This window comes from Allobosea sp. UNC402CLCol (genome assembly GCF_000745475.1).
Taxonomy (GTDB): Bacteria; Pseudomonadota; Alphaproteobacteria; order Rhizobiales; family Beijerinckiaceae; genus Allobosea; species Allobosea spartocytisi.
Genome location: NZ_JQJJ01000008.1, coordinates 262722 through 282548, shown reverse-complemented (window position 1 = coordinate 282548; position 19827 = coordinate 262722). Strand labels below are relative to the sequence as shown.

Sequence of the window (19827 nt, the reverse complement as noted above, 5' to 3'; positions counted from 1 at the left end):
ATTCATGGCGAGATCCGCTGTGGATCCGCTCCAGCCATCCTGTGCGATCGCCGCGATTGGTCCCCAAAGGGGCGGACGCGGAAGCCGGTGCGCCCCGGTTCTGCGAAAGGGAGCGAGCCTTTCGTCGGACGTGCTTTCCTGTCCGGGAAGCCTGAGCAGGGGCCATGGAGCGGCGTATCGCCGGCGACCAGGCTTCGGCCTGAGGGGGCTTTTTCGTTTGCGCCCTCAGGCCGAAGCCTGCGGCAAGATTCGGAAACGAAATGGCCTTGGAAATGCCGGCTCGGCACCCAAAAAGCTACACAGACCAGTTCTAGCAAGCAAGGCATGAACACAGGCTTTGCACTTGCCATGGGCGTTGTCGCCGGACTGCTGACAAATCTGTCGGCCGGGATCACCGTAGCCGGCCTCGTCTGGATGATGCTGATGGCGCTCCGCGAGGTCACACGTCAGTATTGAGACCTCGTAGAATGTGAGCCGTTGCGGAACGGGGACCGGGCCGCTTTGCGTTCCCGGAACGATCCGCACGAGCCGCAAACCACCGCATCGGGGTGGTCTCAGACGGGATTCATTCCACCTTGACGGGACGGCGGGCTAGAATGACGGGGCCGCTGATCGGTGCGTTCATCACATAGCGCAATTCGTAGACGCCCGGCTGCTCCGGCGCCTCCAATGTCGCCTCGACATTCTCGGCCGGGAAGAAGCGCGGCCCATCGGCCTCGGCCGGAGCCTCGGGCTGCACCAGCACGACGCGATCCTGCTCGCCATTCGGGCCGATGCCGCGTACCGGCAGCGCCTGGCTATGGCCGACGCGCTCGGGGGCGGCCAGGGTCGCGCTCGGCTCGGTCGTGACGAACGGCTGGCGCAGCAGGATTTGGGGCGCGCCGTCCTTCTCGACGGTCAGCCGCAATTCGTAAGCGCCGACGGCTCCGGGCGTCTGCAGGGAGGGAACGGTGGTCTTCGGCTGAAGGACGACGATCGCCTTCTCGGCCGGATCGTCCGGGCGGGCGATGGCGAGACGTGCGCCCTGCGGCGCGTTGCTCAGGAAGACGCTGAGCGGGGTGCCGGCCATGATGCTGCGCGCCGCCGAGATCGCGGGCTGCGGCGGACGCGGGGCCGGCTTTTGCTGCTTCTGAGCTGATGCGACGGCCGGCCAAAGGCCGGCCGTGATCAGCACGACACGGCGGGAGAGGGCGCCTATGGCGGCACCGCTCTTCCGGGTCTGCATCAGCCCATCGCGGCCGCGACGGCGTCGAGCGCTTCCTGCGCCTTGCTGCCGTCCGGTCCGCCGGCCTGGGCCATGTCGCGGCGGCCGCCGCCGCCCTTGCCGCCGAGCTGCTCGGAGGCCGCGCGCACCAGCGCGACCGCATCGAAGCGCTCGGTCAGGTCGGGCGTGACGCCGACGACGACGCCGGCCTTCCCGTCATCGGCGACGCCGACGATGGCGACGACGCCGGAGCCGACACGCGCCTTGGCCTCGTCGGCGAGGCTCTTGAGGTCCTTCATCTCGATGCCGGTGACGGCCCGCGCCAGGAGCTTGGCGCCGGCGATTTCCTGGATCGGTTCTTCGGCTGCGCCGCCGCCGCCCATGGCGAGCTTCTTGCGGGCCTCGGTCAATTCACGGTCGAGCTTGCGGCGCTCCTCGATCAGCGCGGCCAGACGGTTTCCGGCCTCCGAGGCCGGGACCTTGAGCAGGCTCGCGAGCCCATCGAGCAGGCGCGATTCCTCGTTGAGGCGCAGGCGGGCGCCATTGCCGGTCATGGCTTCGAGACGGCGGACACCCGCCGCCACCGCGCCTTCGCCGACGATGCTGACGAGGCCGATGTCGCCGGTGCGAGCCGCATGGGTGCCGCCGCAGAGCTCGACCGAATAGGCCTTGCCGGCCGGGTTCGTGCCCATCGCGACGACGCGGACCTCGTCGCCGTATTTCTCGCCGAAGAGGGCGCGCGCGCCCGATTCGATCGCCTCGTCGACGCTCATCAGCCGGGTCGTGACCGGTTCGTTTTGCAGGACGATGGCGTTGGCGATCTCCTCGACCTCGCGCAGCTCCTCGGCGCTGATGGGCTTGGGATGCGAGAAGTCGAAGCGCAGGCGATCGGCCGAGACCAGCGAGCCCTTCTGCGCGACGTGATCGCCGAGGACGAGGCGCAGCGCCTCGTGCAGCAGATGCGTCGCCGAATGGTTGGCGCGGATCGCGGTGCGGCGCTCATGATCGACGATCAGCTCGACGGCAGCGCCGAGCTTCAATTCGCCTTCCTTGACCGTGACGCTATGGGCGAAGACGTCGCCGAGCTTCTTCTGGACGTCGGAGACCTCGACGACCGTGCCCGGCGCCTTGACCACGCCGGCATCGCCGACCTGGCCGCCGGACTCGCCGTAGAACGGCGTCTGGTTGACCAGCATGAAGCCGCTCTCGCCGGCCTTGAGGGACTGGACCTCGGCATTGTCGCGGATCAGCGCGGTGACCACGCCCTCGGCAATCTCGGTGTCGTAGCCGAGGAACTCGGTCGCGCCGAGCCTGTCGCGCAGCGGGTACCAGAGCGTCTCGGTCGCGGCCTCGCCGGAGCCGGACCAGGCGGCGCGCGCCTTGGCCTTCTGCTGCTGCATGGCGGCGTCGAAGCCCTCGACATCGACCGTGATCTCGCGAGCGCGCAGCGCGTCCTGCGTCAGGTCGAGCGGGAAGCCGTAGGTGTCGTAGAGCGTGAACGCGACGTCGCCCTTGAGGCTCTGGCCGGCGGTCAGGTCCCTGGAGGCGTCGTCGAGCAGCGAGAGGCCGCGCGCCAGCGTGGTGCGGAAACGGGTTTCCTCCAGCTTCAGCGTCTCGGTGATCAGCGCTTCGGCGCGGACGAGCTCCGGATAGGCCCGGCCCATCTCGCGGGTCAGCACCGGCACGATCCTGTGCAGCAGCGGCTCCTTGGCGCCGAGGAGCTGCGCGTGCCGCATGCCGCGGCGCATGATCCGGCGCAGCACATAGCCGCGGCCCTCATTGGAGGGCAGCACGCCGTCGGCGATCAGGAAGGCGGAGCAGCGCAGATGGTCGGCGATGACGCGGTGGCTCGCCTTCATCGGCCCGTCGGCGGGGACCGAGGTCAGGTCGGCGATGGCGCCGATCAGGGCCCGGAACAGGTCGATATTGTAGTTGTCATGCGTGCCCTGGAGCACGGCCGCGACGCGCTCCAGCCCCATGCCGGTGTCGATCGAGGGGCGGGGCAGGTCGGTCCTGATGCCGCCCGCGGCCTCCTCGTATTGCATGAAGACGAGGTTCCAGATCTCGATGAAGCGATCGCCATCCTCCTCGGGCGAGCCGGGCGGGCCGCCCCAGATATGGTCGCCATGGTCGTAGAAGATCTCGGAGCAGGGGCCGCAGGGGCCGGTGTCGCCCATGCGCCAGAAATTCGCCGAGGTCGGGATGCGGATGATCTTGTCGTCGGTCAGGCCGGCGATCTTCTTCCAGAGGGCATGCGCCTCGTCGTCCTCGGAATAGACGGTGACGAGGAGTTTGTCCTTGGGCAGCTCGAACTCGCGCGTGACCAGCGTCCAGGCGTGAGTGATCGCCTGTTCCTTGAAATAGTCGCCGAAGGAGAAGTTCCCCAGCATCTCGAAGAAGGTGTGGTGGCGGGCGGTGTAGCCGACATTGTCGAGGTCGTTGTGCTTGCCGCCGGCGCGCACGCATTTCTGCGCCGTGGTGGCGCGGGAATAGGGACGCTTCTCCTGGCCGGTGAAGACGTTCTTGAACTGCACCATGCCCGAATTGGCGAACATCAGCGTCGGGTCGTTGCGCGGCACGAGCGGGCTCGACGGCACGACCTCGTGGCCCTGAGACTTGAAGTAGTCGAGGAAGGTCGACCGGATATCGTTGACGCCGCTCATCGGTTCTTGCGCTTTTCAACACGGGCAGAGCCGGGCTGGCGCCCGGCGGGAACGACCGGTTCTAGTCAGGCCGCTCGCGCCTGTCCAGAAAGCTCGTTGCAGCGCACCGCGCGCAAGGTCTTATCGGCAAACGAAAACGGGCGGCCCGAAGGCCGCCCGCTTGATCGAACGTCATTCTCGGGCGGAGCGACGCGCAGACTCGAGAAGCTCTCTCAGGATAGGTCGCCCCATTCGGCCTGAGATGCTCGGGTCAAGTCCGAGCATGACGGCATTGGTTGTCTCAGGCTTCGCCTTCGTCAAGATCGTCCGCGGTCGGGTCCGCCTGATCGAGAATGCGCTCGGCGACCAGCCCGGAATTCTGGCGGATCGTGGCCTCGATCTTGGCGGCCATGTCCGGATTTCCCTTCAGGAAGGTCTTGGCGTTCTCGCGGCCCTGGCCGAGGCGCTGGCTGTCGAAGGAGAACCAGGCGCCCGACTTCTCGACCATGCCGGCCTTGACGCCGAGGTCGATCAGTTCGCCGACCTTCGAGATGCCCTCGCCGAACATGATGTCGAACTCGACCTGCTTGAAGGGCGGCGCGACCTTGTTCTTGACGACCTTGACGCGGACCTGATTGCCGGTCGCCTCGTCGCGCTCCTTCAGCGTCGAGACGCGGCGGATGTCGAGGCGCACCGAGGCATAGAATTTCAGCGCGTTGCCGCCGGTGGTGGTCTCCGGGCTACCGTACATCACGCCGATCTTCATGCGGATCTGATTGATGAAGATCACCATGCAGTTCGAGCGTGAGATCGACGCGGTGAGCTTGCGCAGCGCCTGGCTCATCAGGCGGGCCTGCAGGCCGGGCTGGACATCGCCCATCTCGCCCTCGATCTCGGCGCGGGGCGTGAGCGCGGCGACCGAGTCGACCACGAGCACGTCGATGGCACCGGAGCGCACAAGGGTATCGGTGATCTCGAGCGCCTGCTCGCCGGTGTCGGGCTGGGAGATCAGCAGGTCGTCGAGATTGACGCCGAGCTTGCGGGCATAGACCGGGTCGAGCGCATGCTCGGCATCGACGAAGGCGCAGACGCCGCCCTTCTTCTGGGCTTCGGCGATGGTGTGCAGCGCCAGCGTGGTCTTGCCGGAGGATTCCGGCCCGTAGATCTCGATGACGCGCCCCCTGGGCAAGCCGCCGACGCCGAGCGCGATGTCGAGCCCGAGCGAACCCGTGGAGATCGTCTCGATTTCGATCGAAGGCGAGTTCTTGCCGAGCCGCATGATCGAGCCCTTGCCGAAGGCGCGTTCGATCTGGGAGAGCGCCGCATCGAGCGCCTTGGCCTTGTCCATCGAGGAGCCTTCCACGAGCTTGAGATTTGCCTGATTCACGGTTCGGGCTCCTTATGGCAGGGCGAGAGGGACATCTCAATGCGTCTTGACAGGAGAATGGTCACGCTTTGTTCCTGTCGGCAAGTTCTTTTTTTGTTCCCGTCGGGGGGATGGTGACAGGAGATGTCATGAGCCCGTTCTGACCAAGGGGACAAATGGGCGATCCGCGCGGCAACCGGACATTGGGAGATCGCCCGGATCCGGTCGCTTCTCGCTCCTGCCGCCCAAGCCTCGAAGCGGTGGCCGGAGGACGACGCTTACAAGCCTGCGGCCACTGGCCATAAACTCGCCCTTAACCTTGATCGGGCATTTCCTCGGACCAGTGAGTGGCTTCGCGCGGGCTGTACCTGCTGCGGCGCGAGGGTGGCAAACCATGCGGCTGATCGTCGGCACAATCATCGTCTTCGTCTGCGTCTTCGGTAGCTACGCGGCGATGGGCGGCCACCTCGAGGTCCTCTGGCAGCCCTTCGAGTTTGTCATCATCCTCGGTGCAGCGATCGGTGCCTTCGTCATCGGCAACCCCGCGCCGGTGCTCAAGGCCGTGCCCGCCATGTTCGGCTCGCTCATGAAGGGCGCCAAGTACAAGCAGGAATGCTACGTCGAACTGCTGGGGATGCAGTATTCCTTGTACAAGCTCGTGAAGCAGAAGGGCATGCTCGCGGTCGAGCAGCACATTGAAAATCCGAGCGAATCGACGCTGTTCAACGCCTTCCCGACTTTTGCGGCGAACCATCACGCGGTCGAGTTCGTCTGCGACTACATGCGCATGTTGACGATGGGCGCCAACAACGTCCACGAGATGGACGCTCTCATGGACGAGGAACTGGAGACGCACCACCAGGAGCAGGAGCGTGTCGTTGCGGCCATGCAGTCGCTTGCCGACGGAACTCCGGCGCTCGGCATCGTCGCCGCCGTGCTCGGTGTGATCAAGACGATGGGGGCGATCACCGAGCCGCCGGAGGTGCTGGGACATCTGATCGGCGGTGCGCTTGTCGGCACCTTCTTCGGCGTCTTCGTCGCCTACGGCTTCTTCGGGCCCATGGCGCAGTCGCTCAAGGGCATCTATGAGGCGGAAGCCAAATATTACCTTTCGCTCAAGGCGGGTCTGCTCGCCCATATCGCCGGCCAGCCGCCGGTGATGGCGGTCGAATTCGCTCGCAAGGCTCTGATGAGCGACGTCCGCCCGACCTTCAGCGAAGTGGAAGCGGCGACCGCCGGCCTGCCCGCCTAGATCTGACACAATCTCCAGCAGGCACTCGATGACCAAGCCCGTCCAGCCGATCATCATCAAGAAGGTCAAGAAGGCCGCTCATGCGCATCATGGCGGCGCCTGGAAGATCGCCTATGCGGACTTCGTGACCGCCATGATGGCGTTCTTCCTGCTGATGTGGCTGATCAGCATGACGACGCAGGAGCAGAAGATCGGCCTGGCGGAATACTTCGCGCCAGCGGCTGCGAGTCTTTCAACCAGTGGCGCTGGCAGCGTCCTGATGGGCAGTGCCCTGGACAAGGCCGGCAACAGGTCGTCGGTGCCTCGCGACGCCGCGAGGGGCACGACCGGGCAGGACGACAAAGCGCGTCCGACCAACTCGGGCCACGCCAGCGACCGCGAGGCGAACCGCCCGTCCGCCGGCGTGCAAGCCAATTACAGCGCCATCGCCAGCCTCCGGCAGGCGATCCAGAGCATGCCCGAAATTGCCGAGCTGTCGCGCAACATCGTGATCGAGCCGACCAAGGAGGGGTTGAACGTTTCCCTCGTGGATGAGAACGGCCGCGCCATGTTCCCCGAGGGCTCGGTCCAGCCCTACCAGCACACCCGTCTCGTGCTGGAGGCGCTCGCGCCCACCCTGCGCCGGATGCCCAACCAATTGTCTGTCGCCGGTCACACGGCCGCCGCGAGCCCGGGCGCGGTGCCGGCCGTCGATTCCTGGAGCCTCACCGCCGGGCGCGCGCTCGCCGTGCGTGAGATCCTGTCGGGTGCCGGGCTTCCCAGCAACCGCTTCACGTCCGTGGTGGGACGCGCCGACACCGAGCCGCTTTTCGTCGAGAATCCCTACATCCCGCCGAACCGACGGGTGACGATCACGCTGCTCAATGCGGAGCCGCCGCTGCCCCCGGGCGCCCGTCCCTGACGAGCTAGGCACCATCGAAACGATGCTCCGTGCCGACTGTGGGTTTAAGACGAGCCACGCCGTCTGATCGGAGCATAAAATCCGCTGGGTGAAGCAGGATTGGCCCGCGCCGCCGTTGGGCCCGATCAGCCCATCGCCGCTTTCACCGTCTCGACGAGCTGCTTCATGGTGAAGGGCTTGGGCAGGAAGTGGAAGCTCTCGCCCTCGGGCAGGTTCTTGCGGAAGGCTTCCTCGGCATAGCCGGAGACGAAGACGACCTTGGTGTTTGGATTGCGCTGGCGCAATTCGCCGAGCAGGGTTGGGCCGTCCATCTCGGGCATGACGACGTCGGAAACGACGAGGTCGATGTTGCCGTCCTTCTGCAGGAAGATGTCGAGCGCCTCGACGCCCGAGGCGGCCTCGTGGACGGTATAGCCGCGCGAGACCAGCATGCGGGCGTTGAGCGCACGCACCGCGTCCTCGTCCTCGACCAACAGGATGACGCCGGCGCCGGTGTGGTCGGCGGCGAGCTTCTTCGGCGCCTCCTTGGCGGCGGCCTCGGCGGCGATCTCCTCCTCGCTCGGGACATGGCGGGGCAGGAAGATCTGGAAGGCCGTGCCTTTGCCGACAGTGGAGTCGACGAAGACATAGCCTCCCGTCTGCTTGACGATGCCGTAGACCATGGAGAGGCCCAGGCCCGTGCCCTTGCCGACCTCCTTGGTGGTGAAGAAGGGCTCGAAGATCTTGTCGAGATGCTCCTGCGGGATGCCGGTGCCGCTGTCCTCGACCTCGAGCAGCACGTAATCGTCGATCGGCAGCGCCTCGTGGCCGAAGCTCACGCAATCCTCGCGGGCGACGTTGCGGGTGCGCACGGTCAGCTTGCCGCCATCGGGCATGGCGTCGCGGGCGTTGACGGCCAGGTTGACGATGACCTGCTCGAGCTGGCCGAGATCGGCCTTGACCGGCCAGAGATCGCGGCCCTGGCGGACGTCAAGCGTGACCTTGTCGGCGACGACGCGCTTCAGCATCAGCGAGAGATCCGAGAGCACTTCTCCGAGCTCCAGCACCTGCGGACGCAGGGTCTGGCGGCGCGAGAAAGCGAGCAGCTGTCGCACCAGCGCCGCGGCGCGGTAGGCGTTCTGCTTGATTTGCATGATGTCCGGGAAGGACGGGTCGGTCGGCCGGTGGCTGGCGAGCAGGAACTCGGAAGCGTTGATGATGACCTGCAGCACGTTGTTGAAGTCGTGCGCGATGCCGCCGGCGAGCTGGCCGACGGCCTGCATCTTGCCGGCCTGGTCCATGTTGTCGCGCAGCTTGCGCTCGGCGGTGGTCTCCAGCGCGTAGACGATGGCGCGCTCGCCATCGCCGTCCTCGGAGGCGGCGACGGGCGAGAGATAGAGCCTCGCCGAGCGGCCATCCTCGCCCGAGAGCGTTACGTCGAGCGGGCTTGCCCCAGAAACGCCCTCCATCGTCTCGATCATCGCCTTGTCCAGGCCGGAGCCCGGCGCGGCGAGATCCTGGATCGTCACGACCTGTACGCCGGCCGGGACCAGCCGGGCGAAGGCGGCGTTGGAGCGCAGAATCGCGCCGGCCTTGTCGACGGTGGCGATCGCCATCGGCGTCGAGTGGAAGAAGCGCGCGAAGCGGACCTCGGCATCGCTGCGGCTATCGGCACCGGCCTCGCCGGCGGCGCGGTTGAGGACCAGGGTGCGCGAGGGGCCGGCGCGTCCGTCCTGACCGAAGGCGACCTGATGGTGCAGGCGCACCGGCAGGGGAGAGCCGTTGCGGCGCTTGAGGTCGAGATCGAGCACCTCGACCCGGACATCGCCGGGCTGGCCGCGGATCGCCTGGACAAGGGCGGCGGCGGCCGGCGTGCAGATATCGTCGAGATGCAGGCCGCCCGAGCCGAAGCGGGCGAGGTCGAAATCGAGCCAGCCCGACAGCGTCGCGTTGAGATAGGAGACCTCGCCGTCGGCGTCGATCGAGACGAAACCGGCGGGCGCATGGTCGAGATAGTCGATGGCGTGCTGGAGCTCCTGGAAGGCGTTCTCCTGCCGCTCGCGCTCGGGGGTGACGTCGGAGACGGTCCAGAGCGTCGCGGTCGAAGTCTCGCGGCGCACCGGTGCGACGCGGACGCGATACCAGCCGACCTCGCCGCGCCCGTTGAGCGCGGGTTCCAGCCGGACCTCCTCGACGAGGCGGCGGTTCTCGCGCGCGGCGGTGGCGAGCCGGTAGATCGCTTCAGAGACGTCGGCGCGGCCGGTGAGCAGCCTGCCGACCGGCTTCAGATCGTTGGCGCCGGTTGCACCCGCGAGGCCGAGATAGGCCTCGTTGGCATAGACGATGTCGTTCTCGCCCTCGGTGACGACGATGCCGTCATCGGCGCCGTCGACGATGGTCTTGGTGAGGTCGTTGCGCGCGGCGCGGCCGGAGAACTGGATCAGGCCGATCGCATAGGCGAAGAGGCCGAAAACGCCGACGGCGGAGAGGATGGCGAGCAGGCCGAGGATCAGCGGCTGGGCCCATTCGTTGGCGATGAAGCCGAGCGCGATCGCCGCGCCGACGAGCAGGCCGGCGACGAGCAGGATGACGCCGATATGGCCCGGCTTGTCGGAGCGATCGATCGCGCTGGTGGCCGTGCTTCCGCTCATTGCGGTCAAGTCCGTTTCCTTGCTGCCGTGCCCGTCCGGCGGGGAGAAGACTGGCGGCTTAGGTTCATTCGCATCCGCTGTCGAGTTAGGCGCGGCGGCCCTTCAGGCGCAAGACGTAACCGATGACTTCGGCGACAGCCTGATAGTGTTCGACAGGAATTTCTTCGTCGATGCCGACCGTCGCATGGAGCGCGCGGGCGAGCGGCGGATTCTCGACGATCGGGACGTGGTGCTCGCCCGCGACCTCGCGGATCTTGAGCGCGACGGCATCGACGCCCTTGGCGAGGCAGAGCGGTGCGGCCATGCCGGGCTCGTATTGCAGCGCCACCGCGAAGTGGGTCGGGTTGGTGATGATGACCGTCGCCTTGGGCACGGCCGCCATCATGCGCTTGCGCACGCGCTGGCTGCGGATCTGGCGCAGCTTGGCCTTGATCTCGGGATTGCCCTCGGAGTTCTTGAACTCCTGCTTGAGCTCCTCCTTCGTCATCTTCTGGCGCTGGTACCAGGAGAAGCGCTGCCAGACGAAGTCGCCGATGGCGATGACGGCGAAAAGCGCCAGCACCGCGCCCATGAGCTGGATCGCCAGCGAAAGCGCCGCCGGCATCAGCGCGGACACGTTCATCTCGGCGAAGGCTTCCAGCCGGTCGTGCTGGTTCCAGAGCGTGTACCAGATCACGATGCCGATCAGCGTCGTCTTGGCGAGGCCCTTGGCGAAGTTGACCCAGGCTTCCTTGCCGAACAGCCGCTTGAGGCCCGCCATCGGCGAGATGCGGTCGAATTTCGGCATCAGCGGCTCGAAGGTCCAGAGCAGCTTGTGCTGGATGAACGCCCCGGCCAGGCCCGCGCAGAGGATGAAGGCGAAGGGCAGGCCGAGCGCCATGAAGCCGGTCAGTACGCCTTGCCGCGTCACCTGCATGAAGGCGGCGCCGTCGGGCGGAACCTGATGGGCGTTCATCAGGAAGCCGCGCAGCGAGAGCATGGCGTCGCGTGCCGACCAGCCGGCAGCGACCAGCAGCGACAGCGTGAAGCCGCAGAGCACGAAGAAGGTGCCGATCTCCTGCGATTTGGGGACGTCGCCTTTCTCCGTGGCTTCGTCCAGCTTTCGCTGGGTCGGGTCCTCTGTCCTGTCTTCCTTGTCGGAGTCGTCCGCCATCCCGCGCTAGCCCCCGGTGAACTGGCGCAGGAAGACGCCGAGCCCGTTCATGAAGACGCTCATCATCACGCCGAGGACGACGAGCAGCATCAGCATGCCGCCGAAGATCGAGGCCGGCACGGCGAGGAAGAAGACCTGGAGCTGTGGCATCATCCGCGCCAGCACGCCCAGCCCTAGATTGAAGAGCAGGCCGAAGACGATGAAGGGCGCCGCGATCTGCACCGCCAGCGCGAAGCCCTGCGCCGTGGAGCGCACGGCGAGCGTCATCACGTCCGTCAGATCCGGCGCACCGCCGGGCGGCAGCAGGCGGTAGCTCTCGTGGATCGCGGCGATGGCGATGTGGTGCAGGTCGCTGGTGAGGATCAGCGTGATGCCGAGCATCGTCAGGAAGTTGCCGATCGAGGGGTTCTGGTTGCCGCCGGTGGGGTCGACCGTCATGGCGAAGCCGAGGCCCATGGACTGGGCGACGATGGTGCCGGCCGTCTGGAGCGCTGCCATCACCAGCCGGGCGCAGACGCCGATGACGAGCCCGATCAGCAATTCGCCGATCAGCAGCGTGGCCAGGGCGGGGAGGGTCTCCGGGATCTGCAGCGAGGGACGCGCCATCGGCAGGATCATCAGCGCGATGAAGAAGGCGAGCGAGAGCCGGGCGCGCGAGAAGATGAAGCGCTCGCCGATGCCGGGCATGAGCATGACCAGCGTGCCGACCCGCGCGAAGACGAGCACGAACAGCGCGCCGATCTGGGGCAGGATCGCGATCTGCATCGTGCCGCGGTCATCCTCGCGCCGGAATGGACGCCGCGGGACGGCACCACCGGCGAGGGCGGGGCGCAGCCGCGGCAGGTTCATCCGCCCGTGGCGATTCGGACGGCGACCCGTCCCATATAACCTGCCAGCGCGTCTCCCATGAACGGAAGAAGCAGGAGCAGCGAAGCGAAGACGGCGAGAATCTTCGGGACGAAGACCAGCGTCTGCTCCTGGATCTGGGTCAGCGCCTGCACCAGCGAGACGACGAGGCCGACGAGCAGCGCGACCGCCATCAGCGGGCCGCCGACCTTGAGGAAGACGACGATGCCGTCGCGGGCGATGTCGAGGATGGCTCCGGAAGTCATGGTTTCGATCCGTCCCCGCCGTCAGACCGGCATGCGCATGATGTCTTCATAGGCCGCGATGACGCGGTCGCGCACCGCCACCAGCGTCTCGATCGCGGTCTCGCTTTCGGCCACCGCCGTGACGACATCGACCACGTCGGCACGGCCGGCGGCGACGCTCGCCGTCTGGACGTCGGCCTTGCGGCCGGCCTCGGCCGTGGAGTCGAGCGCCTTGCCGAGCAGCGCGGAGAAGTCCGGGCCGCCCGCTTCCGCGCCGCCGATGCCGGCGGCGGGTTTCTTCATCAGATTGCCGGCGCCCAATCCCCCGATCGAGGCATAGGCGCCTGCAGCGAAGCCCGGTGTAGCCATGGCGGTTCAGTCTCCTTCTGGAGGCGCGCTGTTCAGGCGCGCAGGATGTCGATGGTGCGCTGGATCATCCGCCGGGTGGAGGAGATCAGGTTCAGGTTGGCCTCGTAGCTGCGCTGGGCCTCGCGCATGTCGACCATCTCGACCAGCGAATTGACGTTCGGCATCTGCACGTTGCCGCTGGCGTCGGCAGCCGGGTTGCCGGGCTCGTGCTTGACGCGGAAGGCGCTGGGGTCGCGCTGGACGCGGCCGAGCGCGACCGTCTGGGCATCGAGCTCGCGGTCGAAATGGCGCTGGAAGCTCGGCACCTTGCGGCGATAGGGGTCGGCGCCGGCGCGCTCCGGCCCGGAATCGGCGTTGGCGATGTTCTCGGCGATGACGCGCATGCGCCCCGACTGGCTGCGCAGGCCGGAGGCGGCGATGGCGAGGCTCTTCATCAATTCCATGAGATGCTCCCTCCGCGATCGCTGCTTCAGCGGCCCTTGCCGATCGCGATCTTCATCAGGCCGAGGCCCTTGCTGTAGAGCGAGGCGGCGAGCTGGTAGTCGGACTGGTTCTGGGCGACCTTCATCATCTCGTCCTCGAGGTTGACGGCGTTGCCGTTCGGGGTCGTCTCGAAGCGCGGGGCGCCGGTGCTGTCGAAGCCGCCCTTGCCGCCGGTCAGGCTCATATGTCCGGCGCTGGTGCGGGCGAGCGCCACGCCGCCCCGGTCGAAGCCCGGCGGCTTCAGGTCTACGGGGCGGAAGCCCGGGCTATCGGCATTGGCGACGTTCTCGGACAGCACCTTTTGCCGCGACTGCTGGTAATGCATGCGCAGCTTGAGGGCCTGCATGAGGCCGCCGCCGATGTTCAAGCCGTCATTCGCCATGGCTGCCGCCTCGCAGGGGCGGGCCCGCATGGCCGCCTCACTGGGCAAATCTTGCCGGGCTCATGGTTAAGAAGGCGTTAAACGCATCGCCTTTCGGATAACCGGTTAACCACGCGTTCACCATGTTTCCCGTTAAGGAAAGCGTTATGCTATAGCCAAGGTGTTGAACCTTGAGCGGAACTTCTGCCGCCCAGGGCGGCCGTCGCGGAAGAGGCAGACCTTGCAGAGCTTGTTCGGATTGGAACTCACGACCGCACAGAAGGTGATCGTCGCCTCCGTGGTCATCCTGGTGCTTCTTGCCCTGCTCGGCCTGTTCGTTCGGCAGATACAGGGTGGGCGCCTCAGGATGCGCGGGCAGGCCGGCGGTCGGCAGCGCCAGCCACGGCTGGGCATCGTCGATACCTATGATCTCGACCGGCAGCGCCAGCTCGTGCTGATCCGCCGCGACAATGTCGAGCATCTCATCATGCTCGGCGGGGCCTCCGACGTCGTCGTCGAGACCAATATCCTGCGCAGCGGCGCGCGCGCCACGGCTCCCTCCTATAGCGAGGGCGCGGCGCCCGACAGGCCGCTGCCGCCCTTCGAGACGCTGGTGCCGCCGAGCGAGCCTGCCTTGCGGGCCGGTGACGAGATTCGCCGCGGTGCTGCGGTTTCCGCCAGCCCCGACGTCCTGCCCCCGTTGCCCACCCGCCATTCGCATACGCATGCCGAGGCTGCCACCGCCGCGAGCGCGGGCGTTGCAGCCGCGCTCGGCCTCGAGGAGGTCGGCGCTGCCGCTGCGCCCACGCCGGTTGCGCCCGCTCCGGTTCCGCCGGCGCCGGCTCCCATGCCCCCGATGACGACCGGCCCGGCGCCGAGCTTCCCGCGCGAGCATGCGCCGGCGCCCGCCGTGAGCGCCGACGAACTCGACGACATGACGAAGCAGCTCGAGGCGGCGCTGAAGCGTCCGTTCTCGGCCGTGCGGCCCGCGAATCTGCCGCCCGAGCCGCAGGTAGAGGCGGTCGTGGTGCCGCCCAAGCCCGTCGCTCCTGCGCCGGTCGCTCCGGCAACGAGCCGGGAGCCGATCGCTTCGCCGTTCAAGCCGGTCGAGCCGCCCAAGACCATGGAGCCGCCCAAGCCGGCCGGTCCCTTCGCGCCTGCGGACCGGGTCAAGCCGGCCGAGCCGGCGAAAGCTCAGCCGGCTCCGGATGCTCCCGCAGCGCCGTCGACCCCGGCTTCGGTGGCGACGAGCATGGAAGCCGAGCTCGAGGCGGCTCTCGGATTGAAGCCGGCGCGCGTGCCGCCGGCGCATGCCGAGCCGAAGCCGCCGCAGGCGAGCCCCGCCGCTGAAAAGCCCGCCGCTGAAAAAAACGCCAGCGAGAAGCCCGCGCCGGTCGTTGGACCGGTGGAGCCGGAACCGTCCGTGACCGTCGCGGAGCCTGCCCAGCCCAAGGCCGCGCAGCCCAAGCCGGCCGAGGCCCCCGAGCCGCAGAAGCCGGCCGAGGCAGCCAAGGAGCCGGAGCCGGCGAAGGAGATCGATCCGTTCTCGGTCGATGCGATCGAGGCCGAGTTCGCCCGGCTGCTCGGCCGCGATCCCAAGGCGAAATCCTGAGCGGCGCGGCGCGCCGGCACAGCCCGGCCGCCGCCATCAACAGGAATGTCGCCGATCCTGCGGCGGGCCGGTCCGCCGCGGTTGCTTGCCGATGCCCGCCCGCTAGCTTCGTCTCGCCCGATCGTCTGAGTCGGGCGGCAGCGACGGTCGCGCGTGATACCCTACCTCGCCACGGCAAGACGGCGGCGCCTGTGCCGATCCCTGACGGCAGCGGTGCTGCTGCTCGGCCTCGTCGCGACGCCGGCAATGCCGCAGACGCTGTCGCTCGATCTCGGGCAGGGCGGCGGCGTGGCGGAGCGGGCGCTCCAGCTCATCGCCGTCATCACGGTGCTGTCGCTGGCGCCGTCCATCCTGGTCATGGTGACGTCGTTCACGCGCATCGTCGTGGTGCTGTCGCTGCTGCGCTCGGCGCTGGGCACGCAGACGGCGCCGCCCAACACGGTGATCATCGGGCTGGCGCTGTTCCTGACTGGTTTCGTGATGGCGCCGACCCTGCGGGAAGCCTACACGACCGCCGTGCAGCCGCTCGTCGCCGGGCAGATCCAGCCGCAGGAAGCCTATAATCGCGGCGTCGTGCCCTTCAGGACCTTCATGCTGAAGCATGTGCGCGAGAAGGACCTGCAGCTCTTCCTCGACATGTCGCAGGGCGCGCGCCCCCAGACGCCGCAGGATATCGGCATCGAGGTGCTGGTGCCGGCCTTCATGATCTCGGAGCTTAGGCGGGCTTTCGAGATCGGCTTCCTGCTGTTCGTGCCCTTCCTGATCATCGACCTCGTGGTCGCCTCGATCCTGATGTCGGTGGGCATGATGATGCTGCCGCCGGTGACGGTGGCGCTGCCGTTCAAGCTGATCTTCTTCGTGCTGGTCGATGGCTGGGGGTTGGTCGCCGGCTCGCTGGTGAAGAGCTATGGCGGTGGGTGAATCATCGCTAAATCACGTATCGGATCAATTGGCTGAACGCGGTTCCTCAGAGCTTGATTCAGCCGGGCTTTAGCCCACCACGACCCGGCCGCGCTGAATGCGCAGGCTGAGCTGGCCGTTCTTGAGCGCCAGCGCCTTCTCGCCGAAGACCTCGCGCCGCCAGCCCTTCAGCGCCGGCACATCCGACAATTCGTCGGAGGCGATGGCTTCGAGGTCGTCGGCCGTGGCGATGATCTTGGGCGCGACGCGCTCGGCGTCGGCGGTCGCCTTGAGCAGCACCTTGAGCAGGTCGAGCACCGCGCCGTTGGTCGGCCGGCCACGCTCGCGCTCCAGCCGGGGCAGGGTTTTCGGATCGATCGCGGCTGCGCGCTCGATCGCGGCGAGAACCTCGCCGCCATTGCGCGAACGCTCGAAACCGTTGGGCACGGAGCGCAATTCGGCGAGAGCCTCGACCGAGCGCGGGCCGCGCTGGACGATGTCCATCAGCGCGTCGTCCTTGAGCACGCGCTGGCGCGGCACGTCGCGGCTCTGCGCCTCGCGCTCGCGCCAGGCGGCGATCTCCATGAGCAGCGGCAGCTCGCGCGGCTTGCGGATGCGGCCCTTGAGGCGCAGCCAGGCATTCTCCGGCTTGACCTCATAGGTGGCGGGCGAGCTCAGAACCGCCATCTCCTCGGCGACCCAGGCCTCGCGGCCGCTGGCGTCGAGATCCTCCTTCAGCGCGAGATAAACCTGGCGCAGATGGGTGACGTCCGATTCGGCATAGGAGAGCTGCGCCTCGGTGAGAGGGCGGCGCGACCAGTCGGTGAAGCGCGAGGACTTGTCGATGCGCGCCTTGGCGAGGTCGTTGGCGAGCTGCTCGTAGCCGACCGAGTCGCCATAGCCGCAGACCATGGCGGCGACCTGGGTGTCGAAAAGCGGCGTCGGCAGCACGCGCCCGAGCAGCCAGACGATTTCCAGATCCTGGCGGGCGGCGTGGAAGACTTTCACCACGGCCTCGTTGACCATCAGCCCGAAGAAGGGGGCGAGATCGAGATCGGGCGCGAGCGGATCGACCAGCACCGCCTCATCCGGCGAGGCGAGCTGGATCAGGCAGAGTTTCGGATAATAGGTCGTCTCGCGGAGGAACTCGGTGTCCACCGTGACGAAGGGATGAGCCGCAAGGCGGTCACAGGCTGCGGAGAGCTCGGCGGTATCGGTGATCAGATGCATGGCTTTCGGCTCATAGCAGACAGCGATGCGGGATGTCGCGGGCGTTCTTGACATTTCGGGCGCGCGCGTGTGGTTAGCCCCGAAAAGCTGTGCGCTGGCCTTTTCGGCCTGTTCCCGGCGCCTTTTGCCGAAAGACCGATACCGTGACCTTGCATCGCTACCGTTCCCACACCTGCGGCGCGCTCCGTGACAGCGACATCGGCCAGAATGTCCGTCTCTCCGGCTGGTGCCATCGCATTCGCGACCATGGCGGCGTGCTCTTCATCGACCTGCGCGACCATTATGGCATGACGCAGGTCGTGATCGACCCGGATTCGCCGGCCTTCGCGGACGCCGAGACGCTGCGCTCGGAATGGGTCGTGCGCATCGACGGCAAGGTCAAGGCGCGTCTCGCCGGCACCGAGAACGCCAACCTGCCGACCGGCGCGGTCGAGGTCTTCGCGACAGGCATCGAGGTGCTCGGTCCCTCGGCCGAATTGCCGCTGCCGGTCTTCGGCGATCTCGAATATCCAGAGGATACCCGCCTCAAGTACCGCTTCCTCGACCTGCGTCGCGAGAAGCTGCACAACAACATCATGCTGCGCACCAAGGTCATCGACTCGATGCGCCGCCGCATGAAGGATTCGGGCTTCTCGGAGTTCCAGACGCCGATCCTGACCGCGTCCTCTCCGGAAGGCGCGCGCGACTTCCTGGTGCCGAGCCGCCTGCACCCCGGCAAGTTCTACGCGCTGCCGCAGGCGCCGCAGCAGTACAAGCAGCTCCTGATGATGGCGGGCTTCGACCGCTATTTCCAGATCGCGCCCTGCTTCCGCGACGAGGACCCGCGCGCCGACCGCCTGCCGGGCGAGTTCTACCAGCTCGACGTCGAGATGAGCTTCGTCGAGCAGGAGGATGTTTTCGCGACGATGGAACCGGTGATCACCGGCGTGTTCGAGGAATTCGCCGAGGGCCGCACCGTCCAGAAGAACTGGCCGCGCATTCCCTATGCCGAGGCGATCGCCAAATATGGCTCCGACAAGCCGGACCTGCGCAACCCGCTCGAAATGCAGGACGTTTCCGAGCATTTCCGCGGCTCGGGCTTCAAGGTCTTCGCGCGCATCCTCGAGGGCGAGAAGAACCGCGTCTGGGCGATTCCAGCTCCGGGCGGCGGTTCGCGCGCCTTCTGCGACCGGATGAACTCCTGGGCGCAGGGCGAGGGCCAGCCCGGCCTCGGCTACCTGATGGTCAAGGAAGACGGCGAGGGCCAGGGTCCGATCGCCAACAACATCGGGCCTGAGCGCGTCGCGGGAATCATCAAGCAGATGGGGCTGAAGGGCGGCGACGCCTGCTTCTTCGTCGCGGGCGATCCGGACAAGTTCTACAAGTTCGCCGGCAGCGCCCGGAACAAGGTCGGCCAGGAACTCAACCTGATCGACGAGAACGTCTTCGCCTTCGCCTGGATCGTCGATTTCCCGATGTTCGAGTACAACGAGGACGAGAAGAAGGTCGATTTCTCGCATAACCCCTTCTCGATGCCACAGGGCGGCCTGAAGGCGCTGACCGAGGAAGACCCGCTCTCGCTCAAGGCGTTCCAGTACGACATCGCCTGCAACGGCTTCGAGCTGGCCTCCGGCGGCATCCGCAACCACCGCCCCGAGGCGATGGTGAAGGCCTTCGAGATCGCCGGCTATGGCGAGGAGACGGTGATCGAGCGCTTCGGCGGCATGTATCGCGCCTTCCAGTACGGCGCTCCGCCGCATGGCGGCATGGCGGCGGGCGTGGACCGCATCATCATGCTGCTGGCGCGCGCCACGAACCTGCGCGAGGTCGCGCTGTTCCCGATGAACCAGCAGGCCGTCGACCTCCTGATGGGCGCTCCGGCCGAAGCGACGCCGAAGCAGCTGCGCGAGGCGCATCTGCGCGTCAACCTGCCCGAAAAGAACGGCTGACGACCATGCCTTCGCTGCCTGTCGGGCGAGCCCTGCTGCTCGCCTGCTTCCTCGCGCTGCCGCTGGGCGCTTGCGTCGCCGACGGGGGCGACACCAGCGCCGGCCGCGCTTCGGTCCTCGCGACGACGATCTCGCGGGCGAGCGCCTGCAAGGCCGGCTCGCCGCAGCGCTCGACGCTGGACCGTTTCCTGGCGGCCGAGACGGCACGTGGCGCCACGCCTGAGCAGATCGCGGCGGCGCGCTCGGCCTATGTCTCCGTCTCCGAGGCCGAGATGGTCAATCAGGATGCGCGGCCGCAAGCCTGTGCGGCTGAGGAGCGCGCCGCGCTGAAGGAGCGCATGGCCCGAATCAGGGCCGGCCAGTTCGACTCACCCTGAGCCGGCCAGACGGGCATGCTTCCGAAACCATCTCTCGCGGCAGCGCTCCTGCTCGGCCTCACCGCCTGCACGAGCGCCGGCCCGATCCCCGGCACGGTCGAATATGCCGCCGCGACCGTTTCGCGCGGCTATGATTGCGGCTTGCGCGTCGATCGCGGCCGCATCATCGCGCGGCTCGACCGGCAGGAGCGGGCGGCCTTCGTCGCGGCCAATGCGGGCTATGCGGTGCGGTCCTACAAGGCGCCGCATGCTTGCGGGAGCGCCGAGCGCGAGCGGGTGCAGGGCGAACTCACGGCGCTGTCGCGGCGCTGAATTCGCTTGATTCCGG

Annotated in this window: 19 protein-coding genes; 8 read left to right on the top strand and 11 right to left on the bottom strand. The window is 67.4% G+C overall.

Annotated features, from left to right (window positions below; genetic code table 11):
- Positions 1-324 precede the first annotated feature (324 nt).
- Complete coding sequence (locus GY40_RS28445; protein ID WP_260368347.1) at positions 325-456, top strand: hypothetical protein; 132 nt, start codon at positions 325-327, stop codon at positions 454-456.
- 109 nt (positions 457-565) lie between these two features.
- Here GY40_RS28445 and GY40_RS03350 read toward each other — a convergent pair whose 3' ends face one another.
- The 3 genes from GY40_RS03350 to recA form a co-directional block, all read right to left on the bottom strand.
- Positions 566-1225: a hypothetical protein gene (locus tag GY40_RS03350; protein WP_038358658.1), complete on the bottom strand. Its 660-nt coding sequence runs from the start codon at positions 1223-1225 to the stop codon at positions 566-568.
- Complete coding sequence (gene alaS, locus GY40_RS03345; RefSeq protein WP_038358657.1) at positions 1225-3867, bottom strand: alanine--tRNA ligase; 2643 nt, start codon at positions 3865-3867, stop codon at positions 1225-1227. The genes GY40_RS03350 and alaS overlap by 1 nt, the downstream gene beginning before the upstream one ends.
- 280 nt (positions 3868-4147) lie before the next feature.
- Entirely contained in the window at positions 4148-5233 is a 1086-nt protein-coding gene (recA, locus tag GY40_RS03340; protein WP_038358656.1) for a recombinase RecA, read from the bottom strand.
- Between the two features lie 373 nt (positions 5234-5606).
- Here recA and motA point away from each other — a divergent pair, with 373 nt between their 5' ends.
- Positions 5607-6464, top strand: a complete 858-nt coding sequence (gene motA, locus GY40_RS03335; protein ID WP_038358655.1) for a flagellar motor stator protein MotA — start codon at positions 5607-5609, stop codon at positions 6462-6464.
- A 28-nt stretch (positions 6465-6492) separates the two neighbouring features.
- Positions 6493-7365, top strand: coding sequence for a flagellar motor protein MotB (locus GY40_RS03330; RefSeq protein WP_038358653.1), 873 nt, complete (start codon positions 6493-6495; stop codon positions 7363-7365).
- A 125-nt stretch (positions 7366-7490) separates the two neighbouring features.
- Here GY40_RS03330 and GY40_RS03325 read toward each other — a convergent pair whose 3' ends face one another.
- The 7 genes from GY40_RS03325 to GY40_RS03295 form a co-directional block, all read right to left on the bottom strand.
- Complete coding sequence (locus tag GY40_RS03325) at positions 7491-9995, bottom strand: cell cycle histidine kinase CckA (protein ID WP_038358651.1); 2505 nt, start codon at positions 9993-9995, stop codon at positions 7491-7493.
- Positions 9996-10080: 85 nt separating this feature from the next.
- Positions 10081-11148: a flagellar biosynthesis protein FlhB gene (gene flhB, locus GY40_RS03320; RefSeq protein ID WP_038358649.1), complete on the bottom strand. Its 1068-nt coding sequence runs from the start codon at positions 11146-11148 to the stop codon at positions 10081-10083.
- A 6-nt stretch (positions 11149-11154) separates the two neighbouring features.
- Positions 11155-11913 (bottom strand): flagellar biosynthetic protein FliR, encoded by a 759-nt coding sequence (gene fliR / locus GY40_RS03315; RefSeq protein WP_038359952.1) that lies wholly within the window; start codon positions 11911-11913, stop codon positions 11155-11157.
- 80 nt (positions 11914-11993) lie between these two features.
- Entirely contained in the window at positions 11994-12260 is a 267-nt protein-coding gene (gene fliQ / locus GY40_RS03310) for a flagellar biosynthesis protein FliQ (protein WP_038358647.1), read from the bottom strand.
- Between the two features lie 21 nt (positions 12261-12281).
- The gene (locus tag GY40_RS03305; protein WP_038358645.1) at positions 12282-12608 is read right to left on the bottom strand and encodes a flagellar hook-basal body complex protein FliE; all 327 of its coding nucleotides are present in this window, start codon (positions 12606-12608) and stop codon (positions 12282-12284) included.
- A 32-nt stretch (positions 12609-12640) separates the two neighbouring features.
- On the bottom strand, positions 12641-13051 hold the full coding sequence (gene flgC, locus GY40_RS03300; RefSeq protein WP_038358643.1) for a flagellar basal body rod protein FlgC: 411 nt from the start codon (positions 13049-13051) through the stop codon (positions 12641-12643).
- A gap of 26 nt (positions 13052-13077) precedes the next feature.
- Positions 13078-13473: a flagellar basal body rod protein FlgB gene (locus GY40_RS03295; protein WP_038358641.1), complete on the bottom strand. Its 396-nt coding sequence runs from the start codon at positions 13471-13473 to the stop codon at positions 13078-13080.
- A 220-nt stretch (positions 13474-13693) separates the two neighbouring features.
- Here GY40_RS03295 and GY40_RS28440 point away from each other — a divergent pair, with 220 nt between their 5' ends.
- Positions 13694-15064 carry a flagellar biosynthetic protein FliO gene (locus tag GY40_RS28440; protein ID WP_156115852.1) on the top strand — a complete coding sequence of 457 codons (1371 nt, stop codon included), beginning with the start codon at positions 13694-13696 and terminating at the stop codon, positions 15062-15064.
- Between the two features lie 201 nt (positions 15065-15265).
- Positions 15266-15985 (top strand): flagellar type III secretion system pore protein FliP, encoded by a 720-nt coding sequence (fliP, locus tag GY40_RS03285; RefSeq protein WP_248311108.1) that lies wholly within the window; start codon positions 15266-15268, stop codon positions 15983-15985.
- A 69-nt stretch (positions 15986-16054) separates the two neighbouring features.
- Here fliP and rnd read toward each other — a convergent pair whose 3' ends face one another.
- Complete coding sequence (gene rnd / locus GY40_RS03280) at positions 16055-17194, bottom strand: ribonuclease D (RefSeq protein ID WP_038358639.1); 1140 nt, start codon at positions 17192-17194, stop codon at positions 16055-16057.
- A 149-nt stretch (positions 17195-17343) separates the two neighbouring features.
- Here rnd and aspS point away from each other — a divergent pair, with 149 nt between their 5' ends.
- Genes aspS through GY40_RS03265 form a run of 3 tightly spaced genes read left to right on the top strand, consistent with a single transcriptional unit; the run spans position 17344 to position 19811 of the window.
- Positions 17344-19122 (top strand): aspartate--tRNA ligase, encoded by a 1779-nt coding sequence (aspS, locus tag GY40_RS03275; RefSeq protein WP_038359948.1) that lies wholly within the window; start codon positions 17344-17346, stop codon positions 19120-19122.
- A gap of 5 nt (positions 19123-19127) precedes the next feature.
- A complete protein-coding gene (locus GY40_RS03270; RefSeq protein WP_038358637.1) occupies positions 19128-19499 on the top strand; it encodes a hypothetical protein in 372 nt (123 codons plus the stop codon).
- Positions 19500-19514: 15 nt separating this feature from the next.
- Positions 19515-19811 (top strand): hypothetical protein, encoded by a 297-nt coding sequence (locus tag GY40_RS03265; RefSeq protein WP_038358635.1) that lies wholly within the window; start codon positions 19515-19517, stop codon positions 19809-19811.
- Positions 19812-19827 lie beyond the last annotated feature (16 nt).